This window comes from Flavobacterium sp. (assembly GCF_040402835.1).
Lineage (GTDB): Bacteria > Bacteroidota > Bacteroidia > Flavobacteriales > Flavobacteriaceae > Flavobacterium.
In genome coordinates, this window is sequence record NZ_JBBALW010000007.1 from 1 (window position 1) to 19,754 (window position 19,754).

Sequence of the window (19,754 nt, forward strand, 5' to 3'; positions counted from 1 at the left end):
AGACTAGTGATAGCAAGTATTACAGGAGTATGATTAAAAACGGATATACATTTTTTCTTTTTTTATGATTTGAAATAAATTTTCACCCATTGAATAATGTCTAACAGTTTCAATTAATTCAATTTTTTCATCTAAAATTATATTGTTTTTCGAATTGTTTATTTCTATAATTTGTGATTTATTATCTTTTGTGGCAAATATTCTATATTTATCAACTGTGTAAAATTTGAATTCTTCTGGAATTATGTTTTTTCCGTTATAATCATAAACTCCATTTAGATTTTTTCCGTTTTCCGTTATGTAAAAATCATCATTTTCTGTAGAAGAAACACTCTTATATTGTAGTGGAATTATAATTTTTCCATTAATATCAGACAATCCAAATATTGATTTATTTGACCAAAGAATAAATCTTTCATTTTTCCGCGATAATATAAATTCAAATTCTATAGGGAGAAGTTCTTTATTATCAAGAGAAAAAAGACCATTTAAGTTATTCTTTCGGATAATCAGTCTTTGATTTTTAAACTCAATAAAATCATATACAAATGGAATTATCATGTTTTTTAAACTGTCCGTAACTCCGAATTTGTTTTCTCTTCTTTCAATAAATTTATTTTCCTCAATCTTCGTTTTAGTATTTTGAGAATATATAAATGTTGTTAATAGCAGAAATAATATAGTTGAAATAGTGCCTTTCACCGATGTCGTTTTTAAAATGTTGCTAACTTGTTCATAGGCGATACAAACCTTCGCTTATCACCCTAGATTTGGGTAGATTGGCGAAGGTTTGTTTCGCATTATTTATTTTCAAATGTAGTTTTAATTTTTCTATATCAGATTTTTTAAAGCCAGATAATAAAAGAAAGCTAAATAATTTTTCCCTCAGCCCCGATTACTTCACTACACTTTTATTTTAATTGGAGTTCAGTGAATTTCATTTGAGGCGGTATCCTCGCAGCGAAGCGAAGAGATATAGCCGAAAGCGGGAATTGCAATTGCAAATAGTTAAGGGCAATTCGCTACAAAAGAAACAGAAGTTGTACCACCTTACAGGTTTCCAAAACTTGTCAGGTGTCACTGAACCTTTGCTACTTTACGCCTTTAAACCTTTGCTTCTTTGCACCTTTTTTCCTATTTTTGCACAACTATTTTCTCAACTTAAACTGTTTATAGCATGCAACTGTACAACACATTAAGCGCAGAAGAGCGAGCCATTATGATTGATGATGCCGGAAAACAGCGACTCACGTTGTCTTTCTACGCTTATGCGCAAATTTCAAATCCCACACAATTCCGTAACGAATTATTTCTTGCTTGGAACAAACTCGAAGTTTTAGGTCGGATTTATATTGCCCATGAAGGCATCAACGCTCAACTTTCGTTACCCGCAGATAATTTTTATGCCTTTAAAGATTCCATAGAAGTCTATGATTTTATGAAAGGAATCCGATTAAATATTGCCGTAGAACAAGACGATCATTCGTTTTTGAAACTCACCGTAAAAGTCCGTGACAAAATTGTTGCCGATGGATTAGTTGACGAAACATTCGATGTTACCAATATTGGGATTCACTTGAAAGCGAAGGAATTTAACGATTTACTCGAAGATTCAAATACCATTGTGATTGATATGAGAAATCATTACGAATCGGAAATTGGACATTTTACAAGCGCTATAAAACCCGACGTGGACACTTTTAGAGAAAGCTTACCCATTATCGAAGACCAACTTTCGGCACACAAACAAGACAAAAAACTGTTGATGTATTGCACTGGCGGCATTCGATGCGAAAAAGCCAGCGCCTATTTCAAACACAAAGGTTTTGAAAATGTCTATCAACTCGAAGGCGGAATAATTGAATATACGCGACAAGTAAAAGCCGAAGGTTTAGAAAGTAAATTCATAGGTAAAAATTTTGTTTTTGATCACCGCTTGGGCGAAAGAATCACCGATGATATCGTTTCGCAATGCCATCAATGTGGCGCTCCTTGCGACGTGCATACCAATTGTGCCAATGAGGGCTGTCACTTACTTTTTATACAATGCGAATCGTGTAAATCCAAAATGGAAGGTTGTTGTTCGGACGAATGTGTTTCGATAATTCATCTTCCCGAAGACGAACAAAAAGCGGTTCGGCGTGGCATAAAAAACGGTAATAAAATTTTCAAAAAAGGGAAATCAGACGTTTTAACGTTCAAAAATAATATAGAAAGTCATAGTATTTTTGTTGCTGATGAAAATAAATCAGTTGTTGCAAAAGCTCCAAAAATTAAGAAAATATTCATTGGAAAAGGAACTCATTTTTATCCAATAGCGAGTATCGCTCAATTCGAAATTGAAGAAAACGAAATCAATATTGGCGATAGAATTCTTATAAAAGGTATAACAACTGGCGAACAGCAACTGCTACTTTCAGAGATGTTTGTTAACGAAAATACTGTCCAAAAAGCAATTGCGGGTGACATTTGTACTTTTAAAGTTTCGTTCAGAATTCGTTTGTCTGATAAATTGTATAAAGTTTTAGGATAAAAACCCAAAGCCAACGGTTTTAACCGTTGGGTTATAATTTGGAATATATGTCAAAACCATAGGCAACGGTTTTAACCGTTGGGAATAATATAATTTCCCACTGTTGAAACCGTGGGCGATAAAAAAACCAAGGGTAGGCAATAGAAAATGAACCTCAGGGCGATAGAAAAGAAAATGAAAAACATAAACAAAAAGATTTTAACCTTTTAAAATAATAAAAAATATATGCCACATTCTTTCAATAAACTATGGATTCATGCCATTTGGGCAACAAAAAATCGTCAGGAACTAATAGATTTCTCAATAGAGAAAAAAATTTATGATTCTATTCGGGAGGAATTAATAGAACTTGGTTGTCCCGTTAGAATCATTAATGGAATGCCAGATCATATTCACGCTTTGTTTTTATTAAATCCCAATAAATCGATAGCCGATGTAATCAAGCAAATAAAAGGTAGTACTTCTCATTCTATAAATGGAGAAAATCTAATTCTTGAAAAATTTTCTTGGCAAACAGGTTATGCGGCTTATTCCGTGAGCGAATCACAATTAGAGGTCGTTTATAATTATATAAAAAATCAGAAACAACATCACCTAAAGAAAAAAGGTCAAGATGAATTTGATGAATTTATTAAAATTCACGGATTAAACAATTCTAAATGATTGATGATTTAATCGGTTTCCATAGCCAACGGTTTCAACCGTTGGAAATAATATAATTAGAAATAAATGCCGCGACAATCAAATCCATAGCCAACGGTTTCAACCGTTAAAAAAAACAGGATTAGACAAAACAAACAAAATGCACGGCTTCAATCTTTGTCAAAGTTCAAAACTTTGACAAAGATCTTAACAGTTCTATTCATAACAATTATAGCTATACTAAAAACCGCTATAGCCATTTCTGGCAGTAGCGGTTTTCTCTTTTTGGAAAACTTTAAACTTTAAACTTATAAACCTTGAATTAAAATAATATCTTTACACATTAATCGTTTATGAACTTAAATTGTGTTCATCACAATACTACATATAAATTATGGCATGTACAAGTTGTTCAACTTCTGATGGCGGAGCGCCAAAGGGTTGCAAAAATAATGGGACTTGCGGCACCGATAGCTGCAATAAATTAACCGTTTTCGACTGGCTTTCTAATATGAGTTTGCCTAATGGCGAAGCACCTTTTGATTGCGTTGAGGTACGTTTCAAGAACGGAAGAAAGGAATTTTATCGCAATACTGAAAAACTTACTTTAAGCATTGGTGATATTGTTGCCACAGAAGCTTCTCCTGGACACGATGTTGGAATTGTAACATTAACTGGCGAATTGGTACGAATCCAAATGAAGAAAAAAGGAGTCAATCACACCAGTATTGATGTTCTAAAAATCTATAGAAAAGCTTCTCAAAGAGACATTGACATTTGGTCAACAGCTCGCGATAAAGAAGAGCCAATGAAGGTGAGAGCACGTGAATTAGCGATTGCTCAAAAATTGGAAATGAAAATTTCTGATATTGAATTTCAAGGCGATGGTTCAAAAGCAACTTTTTATTACACTGCCGAAGCACGAATTGATTTTCGGCTTTTAATCAAAGACTTTGCTAAAGAATTCAGCACTAGAGTTGAAATGAAACAAGTTGGTTTTCGTCAAGAAGCCGCTCGTTTGGGAGGAATTGGTTCTTGTGGTAGAGAATTATGTTGTTCGACTTGGCTAACCGATTTTAGAAGTGTAAATACTTCTGCGGCGCGGTACCAACAATTGTCATTAAATCCTCAAAAATTAGCAGGTCAATGCGGAAAACTGAAGTGTTGCCTGAACTATGAATTGGATACTTATATGGACGCTTTGCAAGGTTTTCCAGATTTCGATACCAAATTAGTTACCGAAAAAGGGGATGCCGTTTGTCAAAAACAAGATATTTTCAAGGGATTAATGTGGTTTGCGTATACCAATAATTTCGCCAATTGGCATGTTTTGAAAATTGAACAGGTTAACGAAATTATTGCTGAAAATAAATTGAAAAACAAAGTTTCATCACTTGAAGATTTTGCTTTGGAAATCGTTGATGAACCTGAAAAAGATTTCAATAATGCAATGGGTCAAGAAAGTTTAACACGTTTTGATCAGCCTAAGAAAAAGAAAAAATCGAATAGAAATAATAAACGTCCAGGAGAAAACGCAATCGTTGCTAATAATAATCGCCCAGCGCAGCCTAAACAACAGCCTAAACAACAGGCAAATCCATCGGGAGATAATAAAATTAGACCTAACGAAAACAAAATCAGACCTAACGAAAACATCATTAAACCTGCTATCAAAAATGAGCCTAAAGAGTAGTTTTCTTTTTATTCTAATTGCTGGACTCTTGATTTCTTGTGATAAAAAAAGAGTTTTTGACGAATATAAATCGGTTGGAAGTGCATGGAATAAAAAAACCGTGGTTAGTTTTGACCTTCCAAAATTAGACACTTTAAAAAAGTATAATTTATATGTAAACTTGCGAGCCAACAACGATTATAAATTCAATAATTTGTTTTTAATCGTTTCATTGGAACAACCCAACGGACTCACAAAAGTAGATACTTTAGAATATCAAATGGCCGATGTTGATGGAACTTTGCTGGGTGATGGTTTCTCGGATTTAAAAGAAAGTAAACTTTTTTATAAAGAAAATGTTCGTTTTAAGGCTTCAGAAAACAATAAAGCCCACATTAAACAAGTCGTGCGTCAATCGGGAAAAGTCGTTGGTGTAGAAAATTTAGAAGGAATTACAGAAGTTGGTTTTAGAATAGAATCATTAGATTAAAAATATGGCAGTTAAAAAAAACAACCCTCAAGGTAAAGACATCGAATACTACAAAAAGAAATTTTGGAAAATCTTTTTTTATGGTCTTGGAGGCTTTTCTGTCTTTTTTCTATTTGCTTCTTGGGGACTTTTTGGATCAATGCCTTCTTTTGAAGATTTAGAAAATCCAGATTCAAATTTGGCTACAGAAGTTATCTCCTCTGACGGAGTAACTATTGGAAAATTTTATAACGAAAATAGAACTTCCATAAAATACCAAGATTTACCAAAACACCTTGTTGATGCATTGGTAGCTACCGAAGACGAACGTTTTTATGAACATTCAGGTATTGACGGAAGAGGAACTTTGCGCGCCGTTGCAAGTTTGGGAACGAGCGGTGGAGCAAGTACTTTGACACAACAATTAGCCAAACAATTATTTCACGGAGAAGGTTCAAAATTCTTGCCTTTTAGAATCGTTCAAAAAGCAAAAGAATGGATTATCGCTATTCGTTTAGAAAGACAATATACTAAAAATGAAATCATTGCAATGTATTTCAACAAAGCCGATTTCATAAATACAGCCGTAGGAATTCGTTCGGCAGCGAAAGTTTATTTTAACAAAGAACCTCGAGATTTAACTATTAGTGAAGGTGCAATGTTGGTTGGAATGCTTAAAAATCCTTCCTTATTTAATCCAATTCGCAGACTCGGAAAAGTACAAAGCCGAAGAAATGTGGTTTTGGGACAAATGGTAAAAAACAACTTTTTATCCGAAAATCTAAAAGCTACATTAGAAAAACAGCCCATCGTTTTAGACTTTCACCCCGAAAGCCACAAAGATGGAATTGCAACCTATTTCCGTGAATATCTTCGTGAATTTATGAAAAATTGGCTGAAAGAAAATAAAAAACCGGACGGTTCTGAATATGATATTTACAGAGATGGTTTGAAAATTTATACCACTATTGATTCACGAATTCAAACCTATGCAGAAGAGGCAGTTACAGAGCATTTAACCAACTTGCAACAAGAATTTTTTTCCCAATCTAAAACCAATAAAAACGCTCCATTCGTAAATATTTCACAAATAGAAACTGATAAAATTTTGATGCAAGCTATGAAATCTTCTGATCGATGGAGGGAATTAAAATTGCAAGAAAAAAGTGATGACGAAATCATTAAATCTTTTGGCATAAAAACTAAAATGACCGTTTTTACTTGGAAAGGCGAACGAGATACAATCATGACGCCAACAGATTCTATTCGCTATTACAAACATTTTCTTCAAACTGGTTTAATGTCAATGGAACCGCAAACGGGACATGTGAAAGCGTGGGTTGGTGGAATAAATTATAAATATTTTCAGTACGATCACGTTGCTCAAGGCGCACGACAAGTGGGTTCTACGTTCAAACCCTTCGTTTATGCAACTGCAATTGAGCAACTAAATATGTCGCCTTGCGATTCCATAATCGATTCGCCATTTACAATTCCTGTTGGGCGTCACCACGTAACCGAATCTTGGACTCCATCAAATTCTGACAATAAATACCGTGGAATGGTAACTTTGAAAAAAGCATTAGCCAACTCCATAAACACTGTTTCAGCAAAATTAATGGACAAAGTTGGTCCAGAAGCCGTAGTTGCATTGGCACATAAATTAGGCATAAAATCAGAAATTCCATTGCAACCATCTATCGCTTTAGGTGCCGTGGACATTACCGTGGAAGACATGGTTGCCGCTTACAGCACGTTTGCAAATCAAGGCGTTTACATCAAACCACAATTTATCACAAGAATTGAAGATAAAAACGGAGTCGTTTTATACGAACCAATTCCAGAATCGCACGATGTTTTGAATAAAGACATCGCTTTTGCGGTGATAAAATTATTAGAAGGCGTTACCGAAGAAGGCTCTGGCTCTCGCTTAAGAACTCAAGGCGGCGGTTATGGCTACGAAAGAGTTACCGGTTATCCGTATGTTTTCACCAACCCAATTGCTGGTAAAACTGGAACCACACAAAATCAATCCGACGGCTGGTTTATGGGAATGGTTCCCAACCTTGTCACAGGAATTTGGGTAGGTTGCGAAGACCGTTCGGCACGTTTCAAAAGTATCACTTACGGTCAAGGCGCCGTTGCAGCACTACCAATTTGGGGACTTTTAATGAAAAAATGCTACAACGATGAAACGTTAACCATCTCTAAAGAAGACTTTGAAAGACCCGATAATCTTTCTATAAAAGTAGATTGTTGGTCGCCACTAGTTAAGAAAGATTCTACAGAAACCGAGCAAAACACAGACGAATTTAGTTTGTAATTTTTTTGGAGCTAATCCAGCTGTACGTTGCAATCCACAAAATTGCTCGTGCCTCACAATTTTGCGGGATTTCCACTGCCATCTGGGCTAGGGTTTCGGTATAAATCAAAATTTGTATTCAATAATAAAAATTTAAGCAAACCCCAAAATCATCTTTATATTTTGATTTTAGGATTGCTTTTTTTATTCCAAAATTGTGAAAAATTTGACAAATAAAGCCCTATTTTTGAAGTGCCTAAAAACACAGAAAAACTAAAAAAGGATATGATTAACAAAAAAGTAAACTCCGTTCAAGACGCACTTATGGGAATTGAAAACGGAATGACTATAATGCTCGGAGGATTTGGTTTATGCGGGATTCCTGAGAATTGCATTGCCGAATTAGTTCAAAAAGAAACCCATTCATTGACCTGTATTTCTAATAACGCAGGAGTTGACGATTTTGGACTTGGTTTACTGTTGCACAAAAAGCAAATCAAAAAAATGGTTTCCTCTTATGTGGGAGAAAATGCAGAATTTGAGCGTCAAATGCTTTCTGGCGAACTCGATGTAGAACTTATACCGCAAGGAACACTTGCCGAAAGGTGTCGTGCAGCACAAGCTGGAATCCCCGCTTTTTTTACACCTGCAGGCTTCGGTACCGAAGTTGCTATTGGTAAAGAAACACGAGAATTTAACGGAAAAATGCATGTTATGGAACATGCTTTCAAAGCCGATTTTGCAATTGTAAAAGCTTGGAAAGGCGACACCGCTGGAAATCTAATCTTTAAAGGAACAGCCAGAAATTTTAATCCGTGCATGGCAGGTGCTGCAAAAATAACTGTCGCCGAAGTGGAAGAATTAGTCGAAGCCGGAACCCTTGACCCCAACCAAATTCATATTCCTGGAATATTCGTGCAGCGCATTTTTCAAGGAGAGAAATATGAAAAGAGGATTGAACAACGCACCGTGAGACAAAAATAATTTGAAAATTATTTAATTTGAAAATTTGAAGTTGAAAAACGATAGGGATAATTTAATTGTAAAATTAAGATTCAAAAAATAAAACTATGGCTCTAGATAAAAACGATATAGCGAAACGCATCGCAAAAGAAGTTAAAAACAATTATTTTGTAAACCTCGGAATTGGCATTCCAACATTGGTGGCAAACTATATCAGAAAAGATATTTCGGTAGAATTTCAAAGTGAAAATGGAGTTCTAGGAATGGGTCCTTTTCCTTTTGAAGGAGAAGAAGACCCTGATATTATCAATGCTGGAAAACAAACCATTACGACCTTGCCGGGCGCAAGTTATTTTGACTCAGGAATGAGTTTTGGAATGATTCGAGGGCAACACGTAGATTTAACTATTCTTGGCGCTATGGAAGTTTCGGAAAATGGCGATATCGCCAACTGGAAAATTCCTGGCAAAATGGTAAAAGGAATGGGAGGCGCTATGGATTTAGTAGCTTCTGCTGATAATATTATCGTTGCTATGATGCATGTAAACAAAGCTGGTGAAAGCAAAATACTCAAAAAATGTACTTTGCCATTAACAGGTGTAGGTTGTGTGAAAAAGGTAGTTACCGAATTGGCCGTTTTAGAAATCACCCCAAAAGGATTTAAATTATTAGAACGCGCACCTGGTATTTCTGTAGAGCACATTATAGCATCAACCGAAGCTCATTTAATTATTGACGGAGACATTCCAGAAATGGAAATAGACTAACTATTTTTTATAGGGAAACGAATTCATGAAGCTATTTTTTATCTTCATTTGACTTATTACTTAAAAATAGTTCACGAAAAACCCATTTACTTATGTGTTGACGTTCTGTAATTTTAGGTTTATTCTTCAGCAATCGCATCCCAACCTCTCGCTTTTAAAGGGATTTTTGTATTGGCGCGAGTTACCAAATGAATCCCTTCACTTTCTTGTGTCATGTGCCCGATAATGGTAAAGTTTGGATTGCCTTTGATTTTTTCGAAATCTTCCATTGCAATGGTGAACAGCAATTCATAATCTTCACCGCCATTTATTGCTACAGTTGTGGCGTCAATATTGAATTCTTCGCACACATTTATCAATTGTGGATCGAGCGGTAATTTGTCTTCATATAAATTACAACCTACTTTTGATTGTTTGCAAATGTGCATAATTTCTGAAGACAACCCGTCAGAAATATCAATCATTGCGGTTGGTTTTATGTCTAAAGCGTGTAGTAAAGTTCGTATATCCTTTCGAGCTTCTGGTCGCAATTGACGTTCGATCAAATAGGTATACGCTTCTAAATCAGGTTGCGAATTTGGGTTGACTTGGAATACTTGTTTTTCACGTTCTAAGACTTGTAATCCCATGTATGCGGCACCAATATCGCCTGAAACTACCAATAGATTGGTTTCTTTAGCACCGTTTCTATAAACCAATTCGGCTTCATCGGCTTGACCAATTGCAGTAATGCTAATAATCAATCCTTTTTGGGAAGAAGTGGTGTCGCCACCGATGACATCTACATTATATTCACGAGACGCCACTGTAATTCCATCGAACAAATCTTCTAATGCTTCAAGGGGAAATCGGTTTGAAACTGCTACAGAAACTGTAATTTGAGTTGCTTTTGCATTCATCGCACAAATATCTGAAATGTTTGCCACGACCGCTTTGTAACCCAAATGTTTCAATGGCATATACGCCAAATCAAAATGTACGCCTTCAATTAACAAATCCGTGGAAATTACAATTTTTTTATCGGCAAAGTCCAAAACCGCAGCATCGTCGCCAATTCCTTTTAGGGTAGAAGGTTGGTTGATGGAGAAGTTTTTGGTTAAATGGTCTATCAACCCAAATTCGCCTAATTGCGCAATACTTGTTCTTTGTGGATTTTTATCTTCAATCATTTTTGTTGTTGCAAAAGTTTTTAGAATTGCAAAGGTACAAAGTTGTGAAGGTTTAAACTTAATTAAAAACAGAGAATTGTTTGCGTTATGATTTTTATTCTAATTATAGTATAGCTTTAACCACTGCTTTTGGAGCCTCTTTTCGAGTTCCGTCAAATCCATCAACGCCAGAAACAGTAGTGTATTTCATTACATATTTCTTTCCTGGATTGATGATTTGATAGGCTGCTTGGCACATCATTGTTGCTTCATGGAAACCACATAGAATTAATTTAAGTTTTCCTGGATAGGTATTTACGTCGCCAATGGCAAAAATTCCTGGGATATTTGTTTGATAATCCAAAGCATTATTTACTTTAATAGCATTTTTCTCTATTTCTAATCCCCAATCTCCAATAGGGCCTAATTTTGGAGTTAATCCAAAAAGCGGTATAAAATAATCGGTTGGAATGGTTCTTTGTGCTCCATTTTCGTCAATTACAATTGATTCTAAATGTTCCGCGCCGTTTAAACCAACAACTTCGGCTGGTGTAATCATTTTGATTTTTCCTTCGTTTTTTAATTCTTGCACTTTATCCACAGAATCTAATGCTCCTCTAAATTCATTTCTACGGTGAATCAAGGTTACTTCGGAAGCAACATTCGACAAGAAAATACTCCAGTCCAATGCAGAATCTCCACCACCAGCAATAACTACTCTTTTGTCACGGAATTTTTCTGGATTTTTAATAAAGTATTTAATTCCCTTATTTTCATAAAATTCGATGTCTTCGATAAGTGGTTTTCTTGGCTCGAAACTTCCTAATCCACCAGCAATAGCAATAACTGAAGCGTGGAATTTTTTTCCTTTGTTTGAAGTAACTATAAAACTTCCGTCTTCTTGTTTTTCTATAGTTTCGGCACGTTCGCCCAATGTAAATCCAGGTTCGAATTGTTTGATTTGTTCCATTAAATTAGAAACTAAATCCCCCGCTAAAACTTCAGGGAATCCGGGAATATCATAGATTGGTTTTTTTGGATACAATTCAGATAATTGTCCGCCAGCTTGTGGCAATGCATCCAGAATATGACATTTTAATTTTAATAATCCTGCTTCAAATACGGTAAATAAACCTGTTGGTCCCGCTCCTATAATAAGCATGTCTGTTTTAACCATTTTTATTCTTTATTTTTTAATGCTTCTGTAATTTCATTCATTTTTTGGACTTTTTCCTCGAAATTTCCTTTTAAGGTTTTCCGATATTCATTAAGGTTTTCAACCATTTTATTAATGTCGTCAGGTATTATTTCTTCGAAAAACTCCCGCAGCCTTTTTGCCGTTGTTGGCGATTTACCATTGGTAGAAATTGCAATTTTTACATTTCCTTTCGTTACAATTCCACCCAAATAATAATCACATAACGGCGGCGTATCGGCAATATTACAAATCAAATATCTTTTTCTTGACAAATCGTAAACTCGTTTGTTTACCGCTAAATCATCGGTACAAGCAATAACCATGTGTCTTTTGCGGAGCATCCACCGATTGAATTTTTTATAAGTCAATCGCACCGACGTATGATGTTTTGACAAAGCTACTAATTCTGGCAAAAACTTTGGTGCAACCACCTCAACATTTGCATTTGGACTCGATTTTAATAAGAAAGATAATTTTTCTAATCCCACGTTTCCTCCGCCTACAATCAGAACATTGAGGTAGTGAAGTTTTAAAAAAACAGGATATAATTCATTCCTCTCCATTATTCTCGGGCACAAATTTTATTAGATACAAATTCTTCGTAAAACCCTTTTAACTTATTACTTTCTCTCACTACTTCACCAATTACAATGATGGCAGGCGAACTTAATTGATTGTCGTTTACCACTTTCGAAATAGTATTTATGGTTCCAACACCGATTTTTTCATTTGGCATTGTACCATTTTGAATAATTGCTACTGGTATTTCTCCTTTGGACTCGTTTTGAAATAAAGATACGATTTGAACTAATTTACTCATTCCCATCAAAATTACAACTGTTGCCGATGATTGCGCCGCAAGAGCTACATCTTTTGATAAATTTCTATCAGATGTTGTTCCTGTAATTACCCAAAAACTTTCAGAAATTCCTCTCTTTGTCAAAGAAATCCCTTGGTTTGCAGGCACCCCAATCGAGGATGAAATCCCAGGCACAACAAATGTTGGAATGCCAAAACTTTCAATGTATTCAATTTCTTCACTTCCTCGTCCAAAAATAAAAGAATCTCCTCCTTTTAAACGCACTACATTTCCATAAGTAAGCGCATTATCAACAATCAATTGATTGATTTGATCTTGCGTATATTCGTGAAAACCCTTTCTTTTTCCAACAAATATTTTTATAGATTTTTTAGGGGCATAAGTCAGAATTTCTTCGTTTGCCAAGGCATCATACAAAACCACATTTGCCTCAGCAAGTGCTTTTGCTCCTTTAATAGTTAGCAAATCAGGATCGCCAGGACCTGCGCCAACTAAGGTTACTTTTGGATTTATAGTTTTATACATTAGCTAAATATTTGGCTCTATACGTTTCAATTGTTTGAAAAAACAAAGCGGCTTCTTGAATATATTTTTTTGCAAAAGCTTCAGAAGGTTCGTTTTTATTAATTTGATAAACCAATTCTTTCAGGCTTGAACTCAATTCTATTTTTTTAGTTTCGATAAAAACCGTGTCAAATAAATCAATTATTCCAGCCTGGTGATTTGTTTTTTGGTTTTCAGCAAGCAATACTGCTTTGGCTCCATTTACAAAACCTGCATAAGCAAGATAAATAGCATCTGACCATTTTTTATCGTCAAAAGCTTCCTGTGCAAAGGTTAATTTGTCTTTGGCTTCTAATAATAAAGTCGCAACCAAATCAATAACCACACCCGCACATTCTCCAACACCAACCGCTTTTACATAATTATCGGCATTTCCCCAATCTACAAAATCAGCTTCTGTAAGATTCGTTAAATCGGCTAATGGTTTTAGAAATTCATAGAAATATTTCTCCCCTTTTGCGTCATAATAATCCAAAAACGAAAGTCCATTTGCATTAGATTCAAAATCATTTAATATAAAACGCAACGCATCTGGTCCTCTGCGACTTGGAATTTTAATCACTTTATCAGAAAATCTTCCCGCTCCATTTCCTAAATTTCCACCACCTAATAATACTTGAAGTGCCGGTGCAACTAGTTTTCCTGAGTTGATAGACATTCCTTGAAAGCCAATTTCTGCCATATTGTGTTGCCCACAGGCATTCATGCATCCACTGATTTTTATGGTGATTTCTTTATTATTGGCATATTGTGGATATTCTGCATTTAAAACGCGCTCTAATTCTACTGCAATTCCGGTGCTACTTGCAATTCCTAAATTACAAGTGTCTGTTCCCGGACAAGCTGTAATGTCAGAAATAGCATTATACCCTAAAGCAACAAAATTTAATTTGGCCAATTCTTGGTAGAAAAAAGCTAAATTTTCTTCTTTTACATTACGAACCAAAATATCTTGTCTTAAAGTAAAACGCAATTCATTAGCTGCATAATTTTTGATTAATTCTGCCAATAATCTTGCTTTGTCGGTGTAAAAATCACCCAAAACAATTTTGATTCCAATGGCTACATAACCGGCTTGTTTCTGTTGAATCACGTTCGATTTTTTCCAAGCTTCAAAAGCGGCTGCGTCATCGATTTCCACTTTTGGTACAGTCAATAAAGGTGCTGGAATTTCACCACCAAAAGCAGTTGTGTCAATTTCATAGGTTTTATAAGACAAGGCTTTTTTCTCTTCTTCAACCAATCTTAAAAACTCGTCTCTTCCCAAATCCTTGATCAAGAATTTCATACGTGCTTTCAAACGTTTGGATCTTTCACCATAGCGGTCAAATATTCTCAAAACCCCTTCGGTTGTCGGAATAATTTGGTTTACTGGAATAAATTCAGACAACAATTCAGCGTGATGTGGTTGAGAACCTAATCCTCCACCAAGCATTACTTTGAATCCTCTTTCGCCATTTACAATTTTTGGAATAAATCCTAAATCATGTAAATAACTCAAAGCAGTGTCTTTATCCGATGAAGAAAATGAAATTTTCACTTTACGTCCCATCTCTTGATTCACAGGGTTTCTCAAAAGAAATCTAAACAATGCGTCAGCATAAGGCGACACATCAAAAGGCTCTTCAATATCAATTCCTGCTGTTTCACTGGCGGTAATGTTTCTAACGGTATTTCCACAAGCCTCTCTTAAAGTAACATCATCTTTTTCTAATTCAGCCCAAAGTTGTGGCGTTTTGTCCAAACTTACATAGTGAATTTGGATATCCTGACGCGTTGTTATGTGCAAACGACCTGTTGAATATTCATCGGATACTTTTGATATTCTCAACAATTGCTCGCTTGTTACTTTTCCAAATGGCAATTTAATACGAATCATTTGAACTCCTTCTTGACGTTGACCGTAAACACCACGCGCCAATCGAAGACTTCGAAAGCGTTCGTCGTCAATTTTTCCGTCACGGAATAAAGCAATTTTTTTCTCTAAATCAATGATGTCTCTTTGGACAATCGGATTTTCTATTTCTGTTATAAAACTTTCCATCTTTATTGGTTGTTGGTTGTCGGTTGTCGGTTGTTAGCAGCATTACTATCAACTGAAACCAATAACTATTTTATAAATCCTACTCCTGCTGTTGTATTCGTTGCGGTATCTATCAAGATAAAAGCACCATTTGATTTGTTGTCGTTGTAGGCATCAAAATACAAGGCTTTACTTAATTTAATGTTTACTTCTCCTATTTCGTTAATGGCTAATTGATTTGCTTCTTTTGTTCCCGAAAAATCAGTTGCAATAACGTTTTTTATGCTGTCAATTTTAGCCAAAACCCTATTAGTGTTGTGTTGTATCAAATATTTTGTTCCTGCAACCAATTTTTTGCTGTGCATCCAGCAAATGGTAGTATTGATATCTTTTTCAATTTGAGGAAGTTCATTTGATCTTACAATCATGTCTCCTCTGGTAACATTGATGTCATTTTCTAATTCCAAAGTAATTGAAGAACCTGCGGTCGCTTCGTCAAATTGCTTGTCGAAAAAGTGGATCTTGGTCACTTTCGACTCGGTTAAAGACGGAAGAACGGTTACTGCATCTCCCACTTTAATATTATTTCCGTATAACTTTCCGGCATATCCTCTAAAATCGTGGTATTCCTCGGTTTTTGGTCTAATCACTGTTTGAACCGGGAAACGGGCTTGTCCTTTATCGTACACATCTGTTGGCTCCAGTCCTTCTAAATGTTCCAAAATTGTTTGCCCAGTGTACCAAGGCATACCACCTAATTTTTCAACCACATTATCACCTATCAAAGCACTTAACGGAATGTAACTTACCACTTGTTCCTTGAAAGTGCTTTTGGCATTCAAGGCTTCAAAATCAGCTTTGATTTTGTTATACACTTCTTCCGAATAATCAACCAAGTCCATTTTGTTTACAGCAACAATCACTTCTTTTACTCTCAATAAATTATTGATAAAAAAGTGGCGATACGTTTGCTCAATTACTCCTTTTCGAGCATCAATTAAAATAATGGATACTTGCGAAGTCGAAGCTCCTGTAACCATATTCCGTGTATATTCCAAGTGACCTGGCGTATCGGCGATAATGTAACTTTTCTTGGCTGTCGAAAAATAAATATGCGCCACGTCAATCGTAATTCCTTGTTCTCTTTCGGCAACTAAACCGTCTGTAGCCAAAGAAAAATCAAGATAATCATATCCTTTTTGCTTGCTGCTTTTTTCGATTGCCTCTAATTTATCTGTAGTTAACGATTGCGTATCGTATAATAATCTCCCGATTAAGGTGCTCTTTCCGTCATCTACGCTTCCTGCTGTTGCTATTTTTAAAACTTCCATATCTTTTTCCTCACCCCGACCCTCCCCGAAGGGGAGGGATACGAGTCTGGTATGTTTATAATTAATATTCTTCTATTTTATTTTCATCATTCTTTTCCCATAAATCAAAACCAATACTAATCCGATTTCGGCTCCCTCCCCTTCGGGGAGGGCTGGGGTGGAGATTCTAAAAGTATCCTTGTTGTTTTCTTTTTTCCATAGCGGCTTCAGAGCGTTTATCGTCAATTCTAGCCCCTCTTTCAGAAATTGTCGAAGTTCTAATTTCTCCAACTACTTCTGAAATGGTTGCTGCATACGAATCAACTGCTGCGGTGCAACTCATATCGCCAACGGTTCTAAAACGAACTATACGCTCTTCGATTTCTTCATCTTCATCTTGGTAAACAAAAGGAGAATGAGACCAAATCATTCCGTCTCTTAAAAATACTTTACGCTTATGCGAAAAATAAATCGATGGAATTTCGATTTGTTCTTGTTCGATATAACTCCAAACGTCTAATTCAGTCCAGTTCGAAATTGGAAAAACACGTACATTTTGACCGTTTTCGATTTTTCCGTTCAATAAATCAAACAATTCTGGTCTTTGGTTTTTTTCATCCCATTGTCCAAAACCATCACGAACAGAGAAAATACGTTCTTTGGCTCTTGCTTTTTCTTCATCACGTCGTGCACCACCAATACAAGCATCAAATTTGAATTCTTCTATTGCATCCAAAAGTGTCGTGGTTTGCAAGCTATTTCTACTGGAATATTTACCTGATTCTTCCACAACTTTTCCCTCATCGATAGCGTCTTGCACATTTCGAACGATTAATTCCAATCCTAATTCAGCAACTAATTTATCTCTAAATGCGATTGTTTCTGGGAAATTATGACCTGTATCTACGTGCAACAATGGAAAAGGAATTTTAGAAGGAAAGAACGCTTTTTGCGCCAAACGCACCAATGTTATAGAATCTTTTCCGCCAGAAAAAAGCAAAACTGGTTTGTCAAATTGAGAAATTACTTCTCTAAATATATAAATCGCTTCGCTTTCGAGAGCATTTGTTTTTAATAGTTTACTCATTTTTATAATTTAAAAATTTAATGATTGAAAGATTTTAAATCTTATAATCTATTATCTATCCGTCTTTTATCTTTTAGTATTTACTTCTGGTGCAACCCACATTCTTTCTGGCTTGATTCCCACCACCATCTTCCGGCTCTAATATCTTCGTCAGGCGAAATTGCTCTGGTACACGGAGCGCAACCAATACTTACAAATCCTTGTTTGTGCAATCCGTTTTGCGGCACATTATTGTCGTCAATGTATTTTTGAACTTCCAATAATGTCCATTTTAGCAAGGGATTGAATTTGATAATATCAAAATGCGCATCATATTCAAAAAGGGCTAAATCATTTCTGTTTTCAGATTGTGCGGCTCTTAAACCCGTAATCCAAATGGCATTTCCTTTCAAGGCTTTGGTCAATGGCACCACTTTTCGAATAAAACAACATTGTTTTCTATTCTCCACCGATTCGTAAAAACTGTTTGGTCCTTTTTCTTTTAGCAATTTTTCTATTGCCGAAGCTTCAGGAAAATAAACTTTGATTTCTTTTTTATATTTTTTCAAGGTCTTATGAAAAACATCATACGTTTCTTGAAATAATCTTCCCGTGTCCAAAGTAAACACGGTAATTGGCAAATCGTTTGTTGCAATTAAAGCCGTAATTACCTGATCTTCCTGACCGAAAGAAGTCGAAAAAACTACTTTGCCATTATATTCATCAGCCAAAAAAGCCAAAGTTTGCTCGATGGAGAAGTTGGCTGTTTTATCTAATATAAAAGTTACTTTTGATGTATTCATTATAATAATTTAGACAATGTTCTTAAACTCAAAATGATAATCAGGATTCCAACGGCAATCATCATTGGTTTTCTTTGAATTTTATTTACCAATTTAGCAGCAATTGGCGCAGCAATTACACCGCCTAAAATCAAACCTATTATCACATTCCATCCTTTAATTCCTCCAAAAATCATAAATGTGACACCACTTGCAAATGAAACGGCAAATTCAGCTGCATTCACTGAACCGATGGTGTATCTTGGATGTCTTCCGCGTCCGAGCAATGTTGAAGTCACAATTGGGCCCCATCCACCACCACCAATAGCATCCATAAATCCTCCGAAAGAAGCCAAAATCCCAAGTCGTTTAGTTTTCTTCTTTATAATATTATTTTGTAATGCTTTTCTAATAATTATAATTGCCAAAACAATCATATATACTGCTATGAAAGGTTTAATTACATCACCATCAATTATATCAGAAAGTAAATAAGCCCCAGTAATTGACCCTAAAACCCCTGGAATCAGAAGATGTTTTACGAGTTTTTTGTTAATGTTTCCAAATTTATGATGAGAGATTGCAGATGCCCCCGTTGTAAACATTTCAGAAACATGAACTCCAGTGCTGCTTATTGCAGGTGGAACTCCATATGCCAATAAAAATGATGTGGAAGTGGCTCCATATCCCATTCCCAATGTGCCGTCAACCATTTGGGCAAAAATTCCTATCACGAAATAGATTAAAAATTCTTGATTAAATCCTGTAAAAAATCCATTCCAAGTAAAATCTGAATAATGATTGTATATCAAAACAGTTAATAATACCACGAGTAAAAATACTGGTGCAATAATCCAAAGTTGCTTAACGAAAGCACTATTTTGGGACACCCCAACTGTATCATTGAAATTTTTAGTAAATTTTTTAATCATAATTCTATCCTATTTTTTTAAATCTATTTTCCTATGGGTTTTGTAGGATAAAATACAAAAGTAATTTTATTATTTAATAAAAGTATAAAAAATAGAGGAATTTTCTTAAAAAACTATATCCGCAAGTGAATTGTTTTCCAAAATAATAAGTGTATTGTCTCTGATTTCCATCATTAGTCTTCTAACAGAGCAAGTAATTTCGTCGGTGCAATCATCACATTTTTCGTAAAAATTATGACTGGCGCAAGGTAATAAAGCAATTGGCCCTTCTAAAATTCTATATACTGTTGCCATATTTATATCTTTTGGGTCTTTAATTAGATAGTATCCACCGCCTTTTCCTTTTTTGGACCCCAAAAAACCAGAATGTTTTAATACCAATAAAATACTTTCTAAAAACTTTACAGAAATATGCTCCGATTTTGCAATTTCTGCAATCTGAACAGGGTTTTGATTTTCTTGACGCGCCAAAAAAGTCAAAGCTTTAATTCCGTATTTTGTTTTCTTAGAAAGCATGTTTATATCTTTAAATCTCGAATAAAGAAGTCAAATATCGTGAAATT

Annotated in this window: 18 protein-coding genes; 7 read left to right on the forward strand and 11 right to left on the reverse strand. The window is 35.3% G+C overall.

The features are described 5' to 3' along the window. Window positions 1-33: 33 nt before the first annotated feature. The gene (locus AC9UEH_RS03610; RefSeq protein WP_509528483.1) at window positions 34-702 is read right to left on the reverse strand and encodes a WG repeat-containing protein; all 669 of its coding nucleotides are present in this window, start codon (window positions 700-702) and stop codon (window positions 34-36) included. 475 nt (window positions 703-1,177) lie between these two features. On the opposite strand from AC9UEH_RS03610, the gene trhO reads away from it, so the two are divergent. From trhO to AC9UEH_RS03645, 7 genes are all read left to right on the forward strand, one after another. Further along, complete coding sequence (gene trhO, locus AC9UEH_RS03615; RefSeq protein ID WP_509528486.1) at window positions 1,178-2,533, forward strand: oxygen-dependent tRNA uridine(34) hydroxylase TrhO; 1,356 nt, start codon at window positions 1,178-1,180, stop codon at window positions 2,531-2,533. A 225-nt stretch (window positions 2,534-2,758) separates the two neighbouring features. Next, entirely contained in the window at window positions 2,759-3,196 is a 438-nt protein-coding gene (tnpA, locus tag AC9UEH_RS03620; RefSeq protein ID WP_509528488.1) for an IS200/IS605 family transposase, read from the forward strand. A gap of 373 nt (window positions 3,197-3,569) precedes the next feature. After that, the gene (locus AC9UEH_RS03625; RefSeq protein ID WP_509528490.1) at window positions 3,570-4,868 is read left to right on the forward strand and encodes a PSP1 domain-containing protein; all 1,299 of its coding nucleotides are present in this window, start codon (window positions 3,570-3,572) and stop codon (window positions 4,866-4,868) included. Beyond that, window positions 4,852-5,337, forward strand: coding sequence for a gliding motility lipoprotein GldH (locus AC9UEH_RS03630; protein ID WP_509528493.1), 486 nt, complete (start codon window positions 4,852-4,854; stop codon window positions 5,335-5,337). The genes AC9UEH_RS03625 and AC9UEH_RS03630 overlap by 17 nt, the downstream gene beginning before the upstream one ends. Window positions 5,338-5,341: 4 nt before the next feature. Then, window positions 5,342-7,639: a penicillin-binding protein 1A gene (locus tag AC9UEH_RS03635; protein WP_509528496.1), complete on the forward strand. Its 2,298-nt coding sequence runs from the start codon at window positions 5,342-5,344 to the stop codon at window positions 7,637-7,639. 264 nt (window positions 7,640-7,903) lie between these two features. Further along, the gene (locus tag AC9UEH_RS03640; protein ID WP_509528498.1) at window positions 7,904-8,602 is read left to right on the forward strand and encodes a CoA transferase subunit A; all 699 of its coding nucleotides are present in this window, start codon (window positions 7,904-7,906) and stop codon (window positions 8,600-8,602) included. A gap of 86 nt (window positions 8,603-8,688) precedes the next feature. Further along, a complete protein-coding gene (locus AC9UEH_RS03645) occupies window positions 8,689-9,348 on the forward strand; it encodes a CoA transferase subunit B (protein ID WP_509528500.1) in 660 nt (219 codons plus the stop codon). A 119-nt stretch (window positions 9,349-9,467) separates the two neighbouring features. On the opposite strand, the gene thiL is transcribed toward AC9UEH_RS03645, so the two are convergent. The 10 genes from thiL to AC9UEH_RS03695 form a co-directional block, all read right to left on the reverse strand. Continuing rightward, window positions 9,468-10,517, reverse strand: a complete 1,050-nt coding sequence (gene thiL / locus AC9UEH_RS03650) for a thiamine-phosphate kinase (RefSeq protein WP_509528503.1) — start codon at window positions 10,515-10,517, stop codon at window positions 9,468-9,470. A gap of 103 nt (window positions 10,518-10,620) precedes the next feature. Then, window positions 10,621-11,673, reverse strand: coding sequence for an NAD(P)/FAD-dependent oxidoreductase (locus AC9UEH_RS03655; RefSeq protein ID WP_509528505.1), 1,053 nt, complete (start codon window positions 11,671-11,673; stop codon window positions 10,621-10,623). Between the two features lie 2 nt (window positions 11,674-11,675). Continuing rightward, entirely contained in the window at window positions 11,676-12,257 is a 582-nt protein-coding gene (locus AC9UEH_RS03660; RefSeq protein WP_509528507.1) for a precorrin-2 dehydrogenase/sirohydrochlorin ferrochelatase family protein, read from the reverse strand. Beyond that, window positions 12,257-13,039 (reverse strand): uroporphyrinogen-III C-methyltransferase, encoded by a 783-nt coding sequence (gene cobA / locus AC9UEH_RS03665; RefSeq protein ID WP_509528510.1) that lies wholly within the window; start codon window positions 13,037-13,039, stop codon window positions 12,257-12,259. The genes AC9UEH_RS03660 and cobA overlap by 1 nt, the downstream gene beginning before the upstream one ends. Beyond that, window positions 13,032-15,122: a ferredoxin-like domain-containing protein gene (locus tag AC9UEH_RS03670; protein ID WP_509528512.1), complete on the reverse strand. Its 2,091-nt coding sequence runs from the start codon at window positions 15,120-15,122 to the stop codon at window positions 13,032-13,034. The genes cobA and AC9UEH_RS03670 overlap by 8 nt, the downstream gene beginning before the upstream one ends. A 65-nt stretch (window positions 15,123-15,187) precedes the next feature. Continuing rightward, window positions 15,188-16,432 (reverse strand): sulfate adenylyltransferase subunit 1, encoded by a 1,245-nt coding sequence (locus AC9UEH_RS03675; RefSeq protein ID WP_509528514.1) that lies wholly within the window; start codon window positions 16,430-16,432, stop codon window positions 15,188-15,190. Between the two features lie 166 nt (window positions 16,433-16,598). After that, a complete protein-coding gene (gene cysD, locus AC9UEH_RS03680) occupies window positions 16,599-17,498 on the reverse strand; it encodes a sulfate adenylyltransferase subunit CysD (RefSeq protein WP_509528516.1) in 900 nt (299 codons plus the stop codon). A gap of 80 nt (window positions 17,499-17,578) precedes the next feature. After that, window positions 17,579-18,280 carry a phosphoadenylyl-sulfate reductase gene (locus tag AC9UEH_RS03685; protein WP_509528518.1) on the reverse strand — a complete coding sequence of 234 codons (702 nt, stop codon included), beginning with the start codon at window positions 18,278-18,280 and terminating at the stop codon, window positions 17,579-17,581. After that, a complete protein-coding gene (locus AC9UEH_RS03690; RefSeq protein WP_509528521.1) occupies window positions 18,280-19,191 on the reverse strand; it encodes a sulfite exporter TauE/SafE family protein in 912 nt (303 codons plus the stop codon). The genes AC9UEH_RS03685 and AC9UEH_RS03690 overlap by 1 nt, the downstream gene beginning before the upstream one ends. A 105-nt stretch (window positions 19,192-19,296) precedes the next feature. After that, on the reverse strand, window positions 19,297-19,707 hold the full coding sequence (locus AC9UEH_RS03695; RefSeq protein ID WP_509528523.1) for an RrF2 family transcriptional regulator: 411 nt from the start codon (window positions 19,705-19,707) through the stop codon (window positions 19,297-19,299). Window positions 19,708-19,754 lie beyond the last annotated feature (47 nt).